This is a genomic window from Roseospira marina (genome assembly GCF_014197855.1).
Lineage (GTDB): Bacteria > Pseudomonadota > Alphaproteobacteria > Rhodospirillales > Rhodospirillaceae > Rhodospira > Rhodospira marina.
Genome location: NZ_JACIGJ010000010.1, coordinates 21,187 through 37,954, shown reverse-complemented (window position 1 = coordinate 37,954; position 16,768 = coordinate 21,187). Strand labels below are relative to the sequence as shown.

Below are 16,768 nucleotides of genomic sequence, written 5' to 3'. Positions count from 1 at the left end.
CGGATATGAAAAAGGTCAAAGTCGTCTACTTTCTCCCCCTGATCGTGGTGGCCATCCTTCTGGTGTTCTTCATCGTGGGACTCCAGCGGGATCCGCGTGCTCTGCCGTCGGTGCTCCTGGACCGGCCGGTGCCGACCTTCTCGCTGCCCGGTCTGCCGGATCGCGATCCGGCGCTGACCGATCCGGGTGCGTTCCAGGGGAAGGTCGTGCTGCTGAACTTCTTCGGCTCCTGGTGCGTGGCGTGCCTCCAGGAGCATCCGGTGCTGAAGCGCATCCAGGCCGAGGGTCTGGTGCCGCTGCATGGCATCGCCTTCAAGGACAAGCCGGAGGACACCCTGCGCTGGCTGGGGCGGCACGGGGACCCCTACGACGCCATCGGGTACGACACCACAAACCGGATCGCCATCGAGTTCGGCGTGACCGGGGCCCCCGAGACCTTCGTGATCGACAAGCAGGGCGTCATCCGCCACAAGCACGTCGGCCCCATCACGGACGAGGTCTGGGTGAACACCTTACGACCGTTGATCGAGGACCTTCAGAACGGATGAAACCGGCAGAACAGATGAGACCGGGCCGCCTCGTGCCTTTTTTGTTCGATGCGGAGCGCCGTGCCCGTCTGGCCGGCGGTGACACGCGCGCCCGGCGCGGACAGGGCGCGGTGCCGTGCCGGGCGTTCCGGTATGGCGCGGCCGTGCGGGCGTTGGCGCTTGCGGGGGTCCTGGGAGTGGCGCTGGCCACGGTCGCGCCGACGCCGGGCTGGGCGGTCGAGCCCGACGAGATGCTTGACGATCCGGCCCTTGAAGCGCGCGCGCGCGAGGTCAGCCGCGACCTGCGCTGTGTGGTCTGCCAGAACGAGAGCATCGACGAATCGAACGCCGACATGGCCCGGGACATGCGCCTGCTGGTGCGCGACCGCATCGAGCAAGGCGATAGCAACGAGGAGGTCAAACAGTACCTCGTCGACCGCTACGGGGACTATGTGCTGCTGAAACCGCCATTCAAGCCCACGACCTATGTCCTGTGGTTCGGGCCGGCCTTGATCCTCGCGGCGGCGGCGGCGGCGGCGGTGTCATTCTATCGGCGCCGTGCGGCCGCGCCGCCGTCCCCGCCGCCCCTGAGTGCGGCGGAGCAGGCGCGCCTTCAGGCCCTTATCGACGAGTCGGAGGGGTCCAAGGACGACGACGGCGCGGGTCGGGGGGGCGCGGTATGATTTTGCTGTGGCTGATTGTCGCCGTCTTCTCCGCCCTGGTCATGGCTATGCTGATGTTCCCGCTGTTGCTGCGGAACGACGATAAGGCCGAGCCGGACCGCGCCGAATACGACATGACCGTGTACCGGGACCAGCTGTCGGAGATCGACCGCGACCTTGCGCGCGGCCTTCTGTCCGAGGAACAGGCGGCCGCCGCCCGGCTCGAGGTGCAGCGTCGCATGCTCGCGGCCGCCGGTCCGGATGCCGCCGCCGGGGACGGCGATGCGTCGGGCGATGTGGGGTCGGGCACGTCTCAGCAACCGCCCATCCGCTTCCTGGATCTGATCCCGCGCGCCATCGAACAAGGCCCCTGGGGTATTGCGACGCTTGCTGGCGTGCTGGCCGTGGTGCCCATGGGCGCGCTGGCGCTTTACCTCATCATCGGTTCTCCCATGCTGCCGGGCCAGCCGCATGCACAACGCATCGCCCAGGTGGAACAGGAAAGCCTGGAGGCGCTGCCGGCCGAGCTGCGCAACGCCATCGAAACGTTGCGGGCGGTGGTCGAGCAGCGGCCGGAGGACGCTCAGGCGTGGTTTGAGCTGGGCCGCGCCTATCGCCGCGCCGAACAACACGCCCGCGCCGTCAATGCGCTGGAAAAAGCCCGGGACCTCGGTGTGTCGGGGCCGACGCAAGCCACCGTGCTGGCTGAACTGGGCGAATCCCTGCTGCTGAGCCAGGAGGGCCGCGTGTCCGCGCACGTGCGCACCCTGTTCCTGGATGCCCTGCGTGAGGACCGCACCGAGCCGCGCGCCCGCTTCTATCTGGGTATGGCGGCGGCGCAGGAGGGCGATCCGGTGCGCGCGCTGGCCATCTGGCGCGATCTGGTGGCCGGCTCGCCCGCGAATGCGCCCTGGCTGGGCATGGTGCGGCAGAGCATGGCCATGGTCGCGCAGCAGAACGAGATTCCGCCCGCGACGGTGAAGCCCGCGCATCCGCTCGACCTGGAAGACGGTGCGCCCGTGGAGCGGGTGGAGGCCCCCGCCCCCGACGACGACGCAGACACCGCCGCCGACGCGGCCACGGACCCTCCATCAGACGATGACGGCGCGGCCGATACAGGCGCGGAGGGCGACGACGCGGCCGAGGCCACCGGGCCGGGATCGGACCGACCGGCGGGCCTTGACGTCTCGCCGGACGAGCGGGCGATGATCGAGGGCATGGTGGACGGCCTCGCCGCCCGCCTGGAGGAAAACCCCGAGGATGTGGACGGCTGGCTGCGTCTGGCCAAGTCCTACGGCGTGCTGGGGCGGTGGGACGAGGCGGTGGTCGCCAGCGCCCGCGCGGTGGAACAGGCGCCGGACGAACCCGATATCTTGGAGCACCATGCCGACGTTCTGATTGCGGCCGGGCAGGCGTCCGGCGCGACCGAGCCGCCCGACGAGGTCTTTGGCTTGTTCGCCAAAATCCTGGAGATTGAGCCGGACAACCCCAAGGCGCTCTACTTCGTTGGCCTCGGCGCGGCGCGCGCTGGTGACGTCGCGCGGGCGCGCACACTGTGGCAGCAGCTTCTGGACCGGATTCCGGCCGACCAGCCGGCCCGGGCGGCGATCCAGCGCCAGCTCGACTCCCTGCCAGAACGGGAACCGAGCCCGGACCCGGAACCGACCCAGTAGACCGGTCCTCCGGCCCCTTATGACGACGGAGCGCGTCCCGCCCATGGAGTTTTCCGAGGAGCAGATCCGCCGCTACGCCCGTCACATCGTGCTGCGCGAGGTCGGCGGGGAAGGGCAGGCGCGTTTGCTGGGGGCCCGCGTTCTCGTGGTCGGCGCCGGCGGGCTCGGCTCGCCGCTGATCCTGTACCTCGCGGCGGCCGGGGTCGGCGCCATCGGCGTGGTCGATCCAGACACGGTGGACGTCTCCAACCTGCAACGGCAGGTGCTGCACGGCGGCGACACGGTAGGTCAGCCAAAGGTGGAGAGCGCGCGCCGCGCCGTGGCGCGCCTGAACCCGGACGTCCGGCTGGTGCCGCACCCGACCCGCCTGACCATCGATACGGTCGAGGATCTGCTGGCGGGCTATGACTTGGTCTGCGACGGCAGCGACAACTTCCCGACCCGTTTCCTGCTCAACGACGCCTGCCACTTCGCCCGCAAGACGCTGGTGTCGGCGGCCGTGCTGCGCTTCGACGGCCAGCTTTCGGTCTACAAGACCCACGCGGGCGGCCCCTGCTACCGCTGCATCTTCCCCGCGCCGCCACCCCCGGACATGGTGCCGTCCTGCGGGGAGGCGGGCATTCTCGGTGCCGTTTCCGGAGTCATGGGTACGCTGCAGGCGACCGAGACGCTGAAGGAGATTCTGGGCATCGGCCGGTCCATGGCCGGGCGCCTGCTGATCCACGATGCGCTGGAGGGCGGCTTCCGCACGGTTACCGTGAAGCCGGATCCGACCTGCCCGCTGTGCGGCACCGCGCCGACCATCACGGACCTGTCGATCCACCGGGCCGGGACCGGCGCGGCGGCGCCCCCCTCATGACCACAACCGCGCTGGGCATCCTGGCGGGCGGCGCGGCCCGCCGGCTCGGCGGCGCGGACAAGGCCCTGCTGCCCCTGGGCGACGGTCGCCCGGTGTTGGGGCATGCGCTTGATCGCCTCCGCCCCTGGCCCGGGCCGGTGGTGCTGGTGGCGTCGGGCGATCCGGCCCGCTTCGCGCCTTTTGATCTGCCTGTGGTGGGCGATTCCGTGGCCGAGCCCGAGGGCGGCCGGGCCGGGCCGCTTGCCGGGATCCTGGCCGTGCTGGAATGGGTCCGCGACCACGCGCCGGACGTGGAGGCGGCGGTAACGGTGCCCTGCGATGGACCATGCCTGCCGCGCGACCTGTTGGCCCGGTTGCGGGCCGCGCGCGAGGTGGAGGGCGCCACGATCGCCATGGCGACCTCCGGGGGGCGGGTCCATCCGGTCGTCGCGCTGTGGCCGGTCGCGCTGGCGGCGGACCTGCGGCGCGCCGTGAGCCAGGAGGGCCTGCGGGCCGTCCACGCCTGGACCGCGCGCTATCCCGTCGCGGTCGTCGACTGGCCGGTGGCGCCCGTCGATCCGTTTCTCAACATCAACACGCCGGAGGAACTGACGCGGGCCCGTGCCTGGACCGCCGCGCCATCCTGAGCGGCGGAATGCCGAGCAGGCCGATCACCCCCAGCATCCCGAACGCGATGCCCCACGCCGTCATCGACTCCCGACCGCCGGCCAGATCCAGCACGATCCCGAAGCCCAGCGGCCCCAGGAACGCGGCGCCGAAGCCCAGCAGCGAGTGCACCGCCAGCGTGGCCCCGCGCCGGCCGGCGGGGGCGGTCTCCACCGCGCCTGTGGTCAGCGCGGCGGAATCGAGCTGGATCAGGCCCGCATAGACGATCGCCAGACCGGCGAGCAGGGGATAGGGCAGCCCCGCCAGCCAGCCGAACACCAGCGCCATGAGCGCCGAGGTCGCCATGTAGACCTGCGTGGTGCCGGCGCGCCCGAACCGGGTGGCGATCCGCGCGCCACCGATGCTGCACGCCATGGCGACCAGCGCTCCCCAGGTGGCGACCACGCCCGGCGCCAGCAGGCCCGCCGCGCCGCCGATGGCGGGGCCGGTCCCGGGGGCGCCGGGCAGAACGGCGGCGAAGCCCAGGAACGCCACGATCCAGGCGCGGAAGGCGAACAGCTCCCACATGTGCGCGACATAGCCGAGCGCGTAGCCCATCGTCGGCCGGCTCGCGAACACCGGGCGGAAGTCCAGGAGGGCTCCCGCGCCGCTGTCCTCAGGCTGTTCGGGGGGTCGCGCGGGCATCCAGCCGATCACCGCTACGGCGGCGAGGGCACTGATGCCGGCCACCGTGAAGGCGCCGCGCCAGCCCGCCAGTTCGGCGACCAGCACCGGGACGAGGTAGGATATGGCGCTGCCCAGGCTGAACGAGGCGGTGAACAGCGGCACCGCCCCGGCCCGCCGCGCGGCGGTGATGCGGTCCACCAGCACCCGCAGGCCCGGCATGTAGGTGCCCGCGAGGCCGACTCCGGCCAGGGCGCGCAACACCAGGGCGCTCCAGAATCCGTCGGCGACCAGCGCAAAGGCGAGGTTCGCCACGCCGGCCAGGAACGCGCCGGCCATGAACACGCGGCGCGCGTCGATGCGGTCGGTCAGCGCCACCAGGATCGGGGCGGCCCCCGCGTAGCCGGCGAACAGGATCCCGCCGAGCCATCCGGCCTGGGTGTTGGTCAGGTCCCATTCGGCCATGAACGCCGGTAGCAGGGCGGCGAACGCGAACACGCCAATCATGGTCAGCACCAGACCGGCGCAACTGGACAGGATGATCAAGTGGGGCGGAACGCCGCGTCTGGGATCGGGGCTGGTCACGGGAAAGCGGTCCTCGCGGTGAGCGTTGCCTCCTTCCGTACACCGGGGCCCGCCGCCCCCGCTAGGGCGGATCGTGCCGCGTCGCTGGACCCGAACGCCCCGCATCCACCAAAAACGCCCCCGACCGCACGGGTCGGGGGCGCATCGGTCACGGCTCATGGGCGAAGCCGCGCGGGTATGCGGACGCTTATTCGTCCATCGGCATCGGACGGGGCGTGTCGGCCGTGCTGGCCGGAAGCTGCGGCACGACGGTTTCGGGGATTTCCCCGTTCAGCGCCGTCAGGAAGGCCACGATGTCATCGACCTGCTGCGCGTTCAGCTCTTCGCCAAGCTGGGACACGCCCATCACGGCCACGGCCTGCTTCAGGTCCCAGACCCGGCCGGAGTGGAAGTACGGCGCGGTCCGCGCCACGTTGCGTAGCGCCGGGGCGCGGAACACGTATTGGTCGGTCGCCGTTTCGGTGACGGAAAAGCGGCCCTTGTCGTCTGGCGGCAGGATGTCGGAGCCCGGCTGCTCGACCACGCCGAACGGGTGGTACGACTGGCCGCCGACGTTCACGCCCGAATGGCAGGCGATGCAGCCGGTATCGATGAAGGTCTTCAGGCCGCGCTTCTGCGGCTCGGTCATCGCGTTCGTGTTGCCTTCCAGGTACTGGTCGAACGGGGAGGCGGGGGTCAGCAGGGTGGCCTCGAACGCCTCGATGGCGCGGGCGAGGTTGTCGAAGGTGACGGCGTCGTCCTCGTTCGGGAACGCGCGGTCGAAGTGCGCGACGTATTCCGGCATCGACTTCAACGTGGCGACGACGACGTCCGGGCGGCTGTTCATCTCGACACCGGCCTGGATCGGCCCCTTGGCCTGGGTCTTGAGATCTTCGGCGCGGCCGTCCCAGAACTGGGCGACGTTCAGCACCGCGTTGTACACGGTCGGGGCGTTGCGCGGGCCCGCCTGCCAGCCGTGACCGATGGAGGTTTCAAGATTGTCATCCCCGCCCATGGCGAGGTTGTGGCAGGTGTTGCAGGACAGGAGGTGACTGGACGACAGGCGCGGATCAAAGAACAGCATGCGGCCGAGTTCGATCTTCTCCTTGGTCACCGCATTGTCGTTGATTTTCGGGATCATATGCGGGATGGGCGAAAACAGCGCGGTGGCTTGTTCCAGAAGAGCGGAGTCGTCGATCGTCTGAGCCGAGGCGCCACCGGCTAAGAACAGCGTTCCGGCGGCCAGCAGAAGGCCCGTCTTCATCGGAGTCATGGTCCTGTCCTCTCGTTTTGTGCGGACATGGGTGTGCACAGGGCATGATTGGGAAGGGTCGGGACGACTCTTCTGGCGGTTGGTGCGTTCCCCGTCCCGGACCGGCCCCTCCGGAGCCGCGGGACACCCTTCAGTTCCGGCGCACGGGACGTACGCCGGTGTGGACGAATTGGGGGGGATGAGGCGCGCTCCCGGCCCCTCCGGCTCGCCTAGAGTGTCATTAGACCAATTCGAGACTGCGGGCATTGACCTGCCGCAAATCCGTCCTGGTCTTGATACGAGTCCGAGTGGGTCGGCGGGTATGGAGGGGGTGGTGGTGTTAACGGGCCGCGACCAGAAGCGCGTCGATCTCCCCGAACAGGGCGGCGGCGGTCTCGTCCGGCGCCGCGAGCGCGATGTCTCCGCCGTAGCGCCGGGTGTATTCGGCATCGGCGTCCGCGCCGTAGTGGGCGAGGAAACGCGTCATCTCCTGCCGCAGGGGCTCAACGCGGGACGGATCCGTGCGGGCAAAGTCGGCCACGGCCTCTTCGAAGGATCCGTGGACCGCGTCGAAATCCTGGTGGAGATAGCCGCCGAAAAGCTGATCGAGGTGTGGAAACGCGGCCATCCCTCACAGTCCGTCCAGCAGCGAACCCTGGCGGCCGTCGCGCGGTTTCTTCGTGGACGCGGCGCGGCGTTTCGGCGCGGCGGCAGGTGGCGGGGATGACGGCGGTGGTGTGCCGTCCTCGCCGCGCACGGTGGCGTCCACGCGCCCATCCGCGAATTGCAGCGCCACGCTCTGCCCGGGTCTCAGCGCGGCCGCCGCCGTCACCGGCCGGTCGTCGGCATCGCGAACCAGGGCGAAGCCCCGGTCCAGGACGGAGCGGAACGAATAGCTTTCCAGCAGCTTGCCGGCGGTGGCGAGGCGGCGTGCGGTCTCGTCCAGGGTCCGCGTCGCGGCGCCCTCCAGCGCGCCGGACAGTCGTGCCACGTCGGCGGCTTTGCGGTCGGCGTCCCGGACCAGCGGCTCCGGCCGCAGGCGGGCGGACAGGTGGTCGAGCGCCTGCGCGCGGGCGTCCACGGCCCGACGGGCCGCGCCGTCCAGAGCTCCGCGCAGATGCCCCACCTCGCTGGCGCGCAAGGCCACCACCTCGCGCGGGCTGCGCAGGCGGGCGAACAGGCGGTCGACCTCGGCCTGGCGGCGCTCCAGCAAGGCGGGCCATGCGAGGTCCAGGCGTTGAGCGCGGTCGTCCAGGCGCTGGGTCTGATCCTCGATCAACCGCACCGGGTCGGGCAGGCCGCGCAACAGGCCGGTTAGGCGGGCGTCGCCATCCTCCAACAGGCGCCCCATGGCGCCGAGCAGGCGGCGACCGTCGTCGGTCACCTGGGCCATCAGGTCCAGGCGCACCGGCACCACCATCTCGGCGGCGCCGGTCGGGGTGGGGGCGCGCAGGTCGGCGGCGAAGTCGATCAGGGTGGTGTCGGTCTCATGCCCGACCGCCGAGACCAGAGGAATGGCGGAGGCGGCGGCGGCGCGCACCACGCTTTCCTCGTTGAACGCCATCAGGTCTTCCAGGCTGCCACCGCCGCGCGCCACGATCAGCACGTCTGGGCGCGGCACCGCCCCGTCCGCCGTCAGCGTGTTGAACCCCTGGATGGCGGCGGTGATTTCCTCCGCCGCGCCGTCGCCCTGCACACGCACCGGCCAGACCAGCACATGCACCGGGAAGCGGTCGCCCAGCCGGTGCAGGATGTCGCGGATCACGGCGCCGGTGGGCGACGTCACGACACCCACCACCCGGGGCAGGAAGGGCAGGGGGCGTTTGCGCTCCGCCGCGAACAGGCCCTCGGCGGTCAGGCGGCGCTTGCGCTCCTCCAGCATCTTGAGCAGCGCGCCCTCGCCGGCCAGCTCCAGCGACTCGATGATGATCTGATAGCTCGACCGCCCGGGGTAGGTGGTCAGGCGGCCGGTGGCGACCACCTCCAACCCCTCTTCGGGGCGCAGCGACAGCTTCGCCATCGTGCCGCGCCAGATCACGCCGTCCAGCACCGCGCCGTCGTCCTTCAGGCGCAGATAGCAGTGGCCGGAGCCGGGGATCTTCGGCTGGCTGATCTCGCCGCGCACACGCACGCGGCCGAAGGCGTCCTCGACCGTGCGCTTCAGCGCCTGCGACAGGTCGGAGACGCTCAACTCCGGCAGGTTGTGTGCCGTCGTGGTTTCAGGACCGGTCTCGCGGGAGCCCGGTGAAGATGTCCGTGAGTCTGGGGTCATGGCGCGATGGTATGCTACACACGGCGCCCGGCGCAAAGCGCCAGACGCACTCCGCGGACGGAACGGGCGGACGGATTGGGCGGAACGAGGGACAGCGGCATGAATATCCTGGTGGTCGGTGGCGGTGGACGCGAGCACGCGGTGTGTTGGGCCTTGCGGCGTTCGGCTCGCTGCGGTGGGCTGTGGTGCGCGCCCGGCAACGCGGGCATCGCGTCGGTGGCGGCCTGTCTGCCCGATGTGGGGGCGGAGGACCTGGACGGCATCCTGAGCGCCTGCGCCACCCACGCCATTGACCTCGTGGTGGTCGGGCCGGAGGCCCCGCTGGTGGCCGGCCTCGTCGACCGGCTGGAAGCCGCCGGTATCGCCGCCGTCGGTCCCTCCGCCGCTGCCGCCCAGTTGGAGGGCTCCAAGGCGTTCATGAAAGCGGTGCTGGATCGCGCCGGTGTGCCCACGGCGCGCTTTCAGGCGTTCACCGACGCTGAGGCCGCCAAAGCCTATGTGATGGAGACCGGCGCGCCGCTGGTGGTGAAGGCCGATGGTCTGGCCGCCGGCAAAGGTGTTCTGATGTGCGAGACGGAGTCCGAAGCCCTCGCCGCCGTGGACGCCATGCTGTCGGAGGGCGCATTCGGCGCCGCCGGGGCCGCCATCGTCATCGAGGAATGGCTGCGGGGCGAGGAGGCCAGCGTCTTCGCCCTGTGCGACGGAACGACGGCTGTGTCGCTCGGCGCCGCCCAGGACCATAAGCGGGTGGGGGAGGGCGACACCGGCCCCAACACCGGCGGCATGGGCGCCTATGCCCCGGCGCCCGTGGTCGATCCGGCGATGGAACTGCGCATCATGACGGAGATCGTGCAGCCCACCATCGACGCCATGGCCGCCGCCGGCACGCCGTTCAAGGGCATCCTTTTCGCCGGCCTGATGATCGACGACGCCGGGCCGAAGGTGCTGGAGTTCAATGTGCGCTTCGGGGACCCGGAGTGTCAGGCGCTGATGGTCCGCCTGGACGGCGACCTGCTCGATTTGCTGGAGGCCGCCGCGCATGGCCGGTTGGAGGACGGGCCGCTGCCGCGTTGGCGCGACGAGGCCGCGCTGGTGGTGGTGATGGCCGCCGACGGGTATCCGGGCGCCTATCAGAAGGGTTCGGTGATCGGTGGCTTGGACGCGGCCGGGGCCGTGGACGGCGTAACCGTCTTCCACGCCGGCACCAAGGCGGGGCCGGATGGGGCCGTGCTGGCCGCCGGCGGGCGCGTGCTGGGGGTGACCGCGCTGGGGGCGAGCGTGGCCGAAGCCCAAGCTCGTGCCCACGCGGCCATCGACCGGCTGGACTGGCCGGAGGGCTTTTGCCGGCGTGATATCGGCTGGCGCGCTATCGCCCGGGAGGGCGGTCCTCGCTAAGGTCGGCCGTATCCGCCAGCAGAAGAGCCGGATCAACGCCCCGCTTCTCGCCGCTTTCCCGTACGGCGGCCTGAAGCGTCGGGCTGCGCCGCAGCAGGCGGCGAAACCGCGTATCGTCCAGCACCAGCAGCGTCGACGGCGCGATGGCCCGCACGTCCGCGCGGCGCGGCTTGTGCGTCAGGATCGCCATCTGTCCAAACATCTCGCCCCGGCCCAGGCGCCAGGTTTGGCCGGCGGTCTCCACCTCCACCGCGCCCGAGGCGATGAAGTAGACACTGTGCGCCGCGCTGTCCTTACGGATGAGCACCTCCCCCGGATCGGCGTGGCGGGTGACCAGCGTGCGGCTCAGACGCTTCCGGATCGTGTCGTCCAGGTCGGCGAACAGCGGGAAGCGACGGATCAGGTCCTCGCGCTGCATCACCACGTCCAGGCGCGGCCGCTCCTCCACCGCCTGCCGTCGCGTCTCAAGGTCCTGCATCAGCGCGGTGTGCAGCTCGGCCTCGATCAGGCCGTCCTCGCGCATGGCGGCGTACTCGCGTTCTTCCAGGCGCAGGGCGGTGCGGCGGATGATGCTGCGCTCTAGGGTTTCGGCATACCCGGGATATTGCAGGCGCAGGCCCTCGATGGCGGTGGTTACGGCCTCCTCCCGCTTGGCCAGCAGGCCGTGCAGGTGGTCCGCCACACCGCGCCCGTGAATGCGGCGGATGCGCCGGTCGATGAAGCGGTCCAGGTCGCGCAGCAGCATGCGTTGCGACAGCAGGCTTTCGAAGCGGGCGGCGGTCATGCGCGCCAGCGGCGCGGAAAGCCACAGCCGGTTGTGCAGGAACACGGCGGTCCGGAACGCCCGCCCATAGCCCAAGCCGGCCTTGGCCGCGCGCTCATAGCCGGCGCTGCCGTTGGCGCGGGTCGCCTCGATCAGGTGGTCGGCATGCGACAGCAGATCGTCGGCCAGCCGGGCGGGGATCATCCGGTCGCGCATCAGGGCGAACAGGGTGTCGCGCTCCGCGCCGGCCAGCGCCAGCAGGCCCAGGGTGACCCGGTCGCGGTCGAGGATCTCGGCGTTGGCTTCGGCCGCTTGCACGGCCTCGTCCAGGTGGTCGCCGAAGCGCTTGGCTTCCGTGCGGACGATGTCGTGGGTCAGCTGGTAGGTGTCCGTCATGGTCGCCACGTCCTCGCGCACGGTCTGCAACGCGACCGCGATGACCTGTCCGGACAGCGCCTGATCCAGCGGCGAGAGCTTGTCGAGCCCGAGCCAGCCGATGACGACGCGCAGGGTCGTGCCCTGCACGATCAGGGTGAAGAGCGTGAACCCCGTTGCCAGGATGCCGACCAACCGCTTGATTTCGTCCGGCACCAGCCGGCTTTCGGTGACGGCCAGCGCCAAGGCCAGCGTGACCGCGCCCCGCAGGCCGCCCCACAGGATGGCGACGCGATACGGCGGCTCGATCATCGGCGAAATTCGCGCCGCCGACATGAGGGGCAGCAGGCCGAACAGGATCAGTGCCCGGGCGGCGATGGCGGCGCCGGTCACCACGGCGATCAGGACCACGTCGTCGAGCCGGATTTCCTCCAGCAGGCGCGGGATCAGCAGCGCGGCCAAAATGAAGATCAGCGCACCGGACCAGTGCGCGAGCAGATCCCAGACTTCGCGCAGGTTGCCCCAGGCGGTCGGCCCCAGGCGCCCGGGGCCGGCGACGTTCAGGGTCAGCCCCGCCACGACCACGGCGATCACGCCCGAGGCGCCCACGCTCTGCTCGGCGCCGATATAGGCGAGGTAGGGCAGGGCGACCGAGACGGAGATCTGCGCCAGGGCGTAGCGGCTGAACAGGGCCATGACCCACACGGCAATGCGCGCCGCGACCCACCCCGTGACCGCGCCCCCCGCGATGAGCACCGGAAACCGCGTCAGCCCGTCCGTCAGCGTCGGGTTCGGCACACCTAGCATGACGAAGCCCATGAACAGGCCGAACAGGGCGATCGCTGCCGCGTCGTTCAGCAGGCTCTCGCCCTCGATGATGCGGGCGAGCCGGCGGGGCGCGGCGATGGAGCGGAAAATGCCCACCACCGCCGATGGGTCGGTGGTGGAGACGATGGAGCCGACCAGCAGGCAGGCGGTCAGCGGCAGGGCGCTCGCCCAGGCCAGCGCGGACCCGACCGACAGCGTGGCGACCACCACCGCCACCACGGCCAGAACCAGGATCGGCACCCAGTCGTCCATCATCCGCCGCACGTTGACCCCCAGTGTGACCTGGAACAGCAGGGTCGGCAGGAAGACGTACAGGAACACGTTCGACCGGATCGGCAGGTCCAGGATCGCCTCGGCCACCGGGTTCAGGGCGTCGGTCAGCGTCGTGCGCAGGAAGAAGACGGCGCCGGCACCGACCAGGATACCGAGCCCGGCCAGGATGACGCTGTAGGGCAGCCGGACGCGCCCGGCCAGCGGTTCCGCCACCGCGATCAGCAGGAAAAGGGCCGCAATGATGGTGGTCAGAACAATAATGTCCATGACGTCGACATACCGGGAATCGCGGGGCTTGAGAAGCGACTTCCCCACCGGTTTCCGACCGGGCGGCGCAGGGCGGCTGGGGCGGGGCCGTCGGGATCGAGCGCAGACGTGGAGAGGCACGTATAGGGTAAAAATATATTATTTAAATACCTTAAAGTAAAGATCGCGCTGCGCGGCAAAGCTGTAAAGTGGCGACGCCAATCCGACTATCGTGTTGACAGGCCTAAAACATATATGGGATTGGCATAAGCTTGGTTCGCGAAGACGGGCCGAGTCAAAAGAGCAAAATAAAATAAAATGCGAACAAAAGAATGAACAGGGTGATGCGTCAGGGAGGAGGCACCGCGTGTTCCAGTTATCTCTCACCCACAAGATCGGGGCAATTGTGGGCATCTTAAGTCTCGGGCTGTTGATCGAGGCAGGTCTAACCGGATGGGGCGCGTGGCGGGGTGTCCAGGACAACTATACCGCAGAACGGATCAACACGGCGGCCCAGATCCTGGTCGACGCGGCCACCGGGCTCGCCGTCGAGCGCAGTGCCGCCATCAGCGTGCTCAACGACCTGTCCGGGGCCGACCCCGACACCATCGCGATGGTGAACAGCGCGCGCGCCGAGGCGATGACCGGCCTGAGCGAGGCCTTGGAGCATGCCCGGGCGTTGGACACGTCCGCGCTTGGGCCGTATCTGTCCGCCGTTGAGGGGCACCGCGAGACCGTCAACGCCCTCCGTCAGGATCTCGATGCCGTCATGGCGGCACGCGACGGCGGGGCGGTCGGCGATCATCTCAAGAGCTGGGATCAGGGTATGACCGCCCTGATCATGGCGACCGGGGCGTTGAACATGGCGCTGGAAAACGCCCTGCCCGAGTCGATCCCGCCCCATCTGGTCACATCGTTCGAGCTGCGGTCCGAACTGTGGGAGATCGCGGAGTACGCCGGGCGTCAGCGCGGCACTTTGGCGGGCGTCATCGCCGCCAAGGCGCTGCTGACGCGGCAGGTGCAGGAAACCGCCTACCGGACGGACGGCGTGATCGAGGCGACCTGGGCCTCGGCCCTGCTGCGGGCGGGGCAACTCTCCCCCACTGTCGCGACCGCGGTCCAGGACGCCCGGGCGGTGTTCGACGAGAGTTTTGTCGCCACCCGCGATTCGGTGTACGCGGCGGGGTCGAGCTTCGGGGCCTATCCGGTCACGACGTCGGAGTGGCTGGCGGCCGCGACTCGCGGCATTGCCGCAACTGGGGCGGCGGGTGAAGCGGCCGCCGCCGCCGTGGTGGACGCGATCGCGGAGGGGATCGACCGGGCCTTCGGTCAGCTTTGGCTCGCCGGCGCGATGGGGGCGCTGTCCCTGGGCGCCGTGGCCGGGGCCGCCCTGTTCGCGCAGCGCGGAATCGCGCGGCCGATCCAGCGGACCACCGCGGCGATGGAGGCCGTCGCCGCCGGGAATCTGGATGCGCCGATCACCGGCCAGCAGCGCACGGACGAGATCGGTCGGCTCGCGCAAACGCTGGCGATGCTGCGGGAGGCCGCGCGGGAGCGCAATGTCCTGCGCGAGGAACAGGCGCGCGCGGAACAGCGCGCCAAGGACGACCAGCGGCAGGCCCTGCGGGAGATGGCTGACACGATCGAAACGTCCAGCCAGGCGGCGCTGGACGCGGTGGGCGCCCTGGCCGAAACCCTGACCAGCGATGCCGAACATCTCAAGGCGTCCTCGGAGCGGGTGTCGACCAACGCCGCGAACGTCGCGACGGCCACGCAGCAGGCGCTGGCCAACGCGCAGGTCGTGGCCGCTTCGGCGGAACAGCTCGCCGCCTCGATCCAGCGCATCAGCGGGCAGGTGCGCCAGTCGGCGGACATCGCCAACACGGCGGTGGATCGGGCGCGGGAAACCCAGGATGTTGTCGGCCGCTTGAGCGACGTCGGCGACAGCATCGGCGAGGTCGTGAAGCTGATCGGGGAGATCGCCGATCAAACCAACCTGCTCGCCCTGAATGCCACCATCGAAGCGGCCCGGGCGGGGGACGCCGGCAAGGGCTTCGCGGTGGTCGCCAGCGAGGTCAAATCGCTGGCCCAGCAGACCGCACGCTCGACCAACGACATCCAGACCCGCGTGTCGGAGATCCAGACCGTCTCGCGGCAGGCCGCCACCGCCATCAGCGGCGTCGGCGGCACGATCGAGGAGATGAACACCATCACCCGGTCGGTGGCCGAGGCGATCGCGGAACAGATGACGGCGACTCGCGATATCGCCTCGAACGTCCAGCAAAGCACCGAGATGACGCAGGAGATCGCGCGCCTGATCGAGGCGGTGGCCGACGAGGCGAGCGGAGCCAAGGCCTCGGCCGACACGGTGGAGACGGTGTCGCGGGAGGTGAACGAGGCCGTGACCAACTTCGGCACCACGGTTACCCGGGTGGTGCGCGCCTCGACGACCGAGTCCGACCCCACGCCCGTGCGGCTGGCGTCGTAACGCCGGCAGGCGTGGGCGCCAGGGGCACCGGGGGGACACCCCGATCCGGTCGGCCCCCGTCCCGCACGGGAGCGCGCCCGTGCGGGGGCGCTTCACGGGTCAGGGTTTCAGTCCCGGCGCTTCTGGACCAGGGCGCCGATTTCCATGGCGTCGCGGGAGATGCGGTCGCACACGTCCTCCAGTGTCACGACGGACGCCGCCTGCTGATCGAGCGCCGTGGCCAAGGTGGAGACAGCGCCGATGATGGTCTCGGTGTCGGCCTGGATGTTGGCGGTGAAGGATTCGATCTCGTCCACCGTGCGGCGGGAGTGCTCCGACAGCGCCCGGACCTCCTGCGCGATGATGTTGAATCCCAGGCCGACGTGTCCGGCCCGCGCCGCCTCGATGGAGGCGTTCAGCCCCAGAAGGCGGGTCTGCCCGGCGATGGTGCGGATCCCGGTCAGAACCCCGTTGATGTTCTCCAGGGTGGCGCGGATATCGGTGATGCCTGCTTCCAGATCGGTCTGGGTCGAGCGGGTGGCGGCGCTGTCGGTTTGCAGTTGGCCGGTGGCGTCGCGGATGCCGGCGACATCCGAATGAATTGCTTCCGAAATATTCGCGATGGTGCGCTGCTGGTGCCACGTATTGCCGATTTCCGTGGCGATCAGATAGAGCAGATCCGCCGCCGCCTCGACCCGGGCGCGGGTCGTCCGAGGAACCGCGCGCAGCGCCTCGATGTAGGTGTCGGGGTTGATGTCCAACTCTTCGGCATAGCGGCGGAATGCCGCCTCGTCGGGCTCCTGGGTCAGCACCTGCCCGCCGATCACCGAACCGACCTGCTCCCCGTCCACGATGATCGGGGCGGCCATGTCGACCAGCCCGGCGTGGCAGTCATAGACCGACGGCCGGCCGGTTTCGCGCGAATGCTTGCCGCCGTTCAGATCACACTCCATGCAGCGGCGCAGGCCCTCGGGGCTCTTGCGCACGAGGTCCATGCAGAACCGGGTGAAGTTGCTGGGGTTGGAGACCGGTTTTTCCGTATCCACCGTCACGGCGGCGAGGCCGGTCGCCTTCGAAAAGGCGTCTTGGAGCCGTTGCCAGAACTGCGGTTCCATGATGTCCGACAGTTCGACGGCCGGGGGCGCGGGGTCCTCCGCAAGCATGGCATTGGCCATCACGTTTCCACCTTTTTTGTACGCATGTGGTCGAACGAACAGAATCCGACCCTGTGTGAGGATGCCGGTGACGATCAGGAGAACGCCAGAGGCCGATTTGCCCAATGGGTGTGTTCTTTTGTCCTGTTCGTGCAACCTGCCGCGCCGGTCGGTGCTGGGGGTAGCGCG

At 69.9% G+C, this 16,768-nt stretch carries 13 protein-coding genes; 7 read left to right on the top strand and 6 right to left on the bottom strand.

Annotated elements, in window-relative coordinates; translation table 11 throughout:
• Positions 1-5: 5 nt before the first annotated feature.
• From GGD82_RS13515 to mobA, 5 genes are read left to right on the top strand one after another with little or no spacing between them, the layout of a single operon-like run.
• The gene (locus GGD82_RS13515) at positions 6-548 is read left to right on the top strand and encodes a DsbE family thiol:disulfide interchange protein (protein ID WP_150062765.1); all 543 of its coding nucleotides are present in this window, start codon (positions 6-8) and stop codon (positions 546-548) included.
• A gap of 32 nt (positions 549-580) precedes the next feature.
• Positions 581-1,210, top strand: coding sequence for a cytochrome c-type biogenesis protein (locus tag GGD82_RS13510; RefSeq protein WP_311731954.1), 630 nt, complete (start codon positions 581-583; stop codon positions 1,208-1,210).
• Complete coding sequence (gene ccmI / locus GGD82_RS13505; RefSeq protein ID WP_150062764.1) at positions 1,207-2,862, top strand: c-type cytochrome biogenesis protein CcmI; 1,656 nt, start codon at positions 1,207-1,209, stop codon at positions 2,860-2,862. Before GGD82_RS13510 ends, ccmI begins: the two co-directional genes overlap by 4 nt.
• Positions 2,863-2,905: 43 nt before the next feature.
• On the top strand, positions 2,906-3,721 hold the full coding sequence (locus tag GGD82_RS13500; protein ID WP_150062763.1) for a HesA/MoeB/ThiF family protein: 816 nt from the start codon (positions 2,906-2,908) through the stop codon (positions 3,719-3,721).
• On the top strand, positions 3,718-4,347 hold the full coding sequence (mobA, locus tag GGD82_RS13495; protein ID WP_150062762.1) for a molybdenum cofactor guanylyltransferase MobA: 630 nt from the start codon (positions 3,718-3,720) through the stop codon (positions 4,345-4,347). Before GGD82_RS13500 ends, mobA begins: the two co-directional genes overlap by 4 nt.
• On the opposite strand, the gene GGD82_RS13490 is transcribed toward mobA, so the two are convergent.
• From GGD82_RS13490 to xseA, 4 genes are all read right to left on the bottom strand, one after another.
• Complete coding sequence (locus tag GGD82_RS13490) at positions 4,292-5,575, bottom strand: MFS transporter (protein ID WP_246163919.1); 1,284 nt, start codon at positions 5,573-5,575, stop codon at positions 4,292-4,294. The genes mobA and GGD82_RS13490 overlap by 56 nt on opposite strands.
• A gap of 187 nt (positions 5,576-5,762) precedes the next feature.
• Positions 5,763-6,827 carry a cytochrome-c peroxidase gene (locus tag GGD82_RS13485; protein WP_150062761.1) on the bottom strand — a complete coding sequence of 355 codons (1,065 nt, stop codon included), beginning with the start codon at positions 6,825-6,827 and terminating at the stop codon, positions 5,763-5,765.
• 319 nt (positions 6,828-7,146) lie between these two features.
• Complete coding sequence (locus GGD82_RS13480) at positions 7,147-7,434, bottom strand: contact-dependent growth inhibition system immunity protein (RefSeq protein ID WP_150062760.1); 288 nt, start codon at positions 7,432-7,434, stop codon at positions 7,147-7,149.
• 3 nt (positions 7,435-7,437) lie between these two features.
• Positions 7,438-9,078 carry an exodeoxyribonuclease VII large subunit gene (xseA, locus tag GGD82_RS13475; RefSeq protein ID WP_150062759.1) on the bottom strand — a complete coding sequence of 547 codons (1,641 nt, stop codon included), beginning with the start codon at positions 9,076-9,078 and terminating at the stop codon, positions 7,438-7,440.
• 99 nt (positions 9,079-9,177) lie between these two features.
• Between xseA and purD the strand changes: the two genes are divergently transcribed.
• Positions 9,178-10,473 (top strand): phosphoribosylamine--glycine ligase, encoded by a 1,296-nt coding sequence (gene purD / locus GGD82_RS13470; RefSeq protein WP_150062758.1) that lies wholly within the window; start codon positions 9,178-9,180, stop codon positions 10,471-10,473.
• Here the strand turns inward: purD and GGD82_RS13465 are convergent.
• The gene (locus tag GGD82_RS13465) at positions 10,445-13,027 is read right to left on the bottom strand and encodes a cation:proton antiporter (protein WP_211364788.1); all 2,583 of its coding nucleotides are present in this window, start codon (positions 13,025-13,027) and stop codon (positions 10,445-10,447) included. The genes purD and GGD82_RS13465 overlap by 29 nt on opposite strands.
• Before the next feature lie 298 nt (positions 13,028-13,325).
• Here GGD82_RS13465 and GGD82_RS21445 point away from each other — a divergent pair, with 298 nt between their 5' ends.
• Positions 13,326-15,446, top strand: a complete 2,121-nt coding sequence (locus tag GGD82_RS21445; RefSeq protein ID WP_150062757.1) for a methyl-accepting chemotaxis protein — start codon at positions 13,326-13,328, stop codon at positions 15,444-15,446.
• Positions 15,447-15,553: 107 nt separating this feature from the next.
• Here the strand turns inward: GGD82_RS21445 and GGD82_RS13455 are convergent, their stop codons facing one another.
• Positions 15,554-16,600 carry a PocR ligand-binding domain-containing protein gene (locus tag GGD82_RS13455; RefSeq protein WP_150062756.1) on the bottom strand — a complete coding sequence of 349 codons (1,047 nt, stop codon included), beginning with the start codon at positions 16,598-16,600 and terminating at the stop codon, positions 15,554-15,556.
• Positions 16,601-16,768 lie beyond the last annotated feature (168 nt).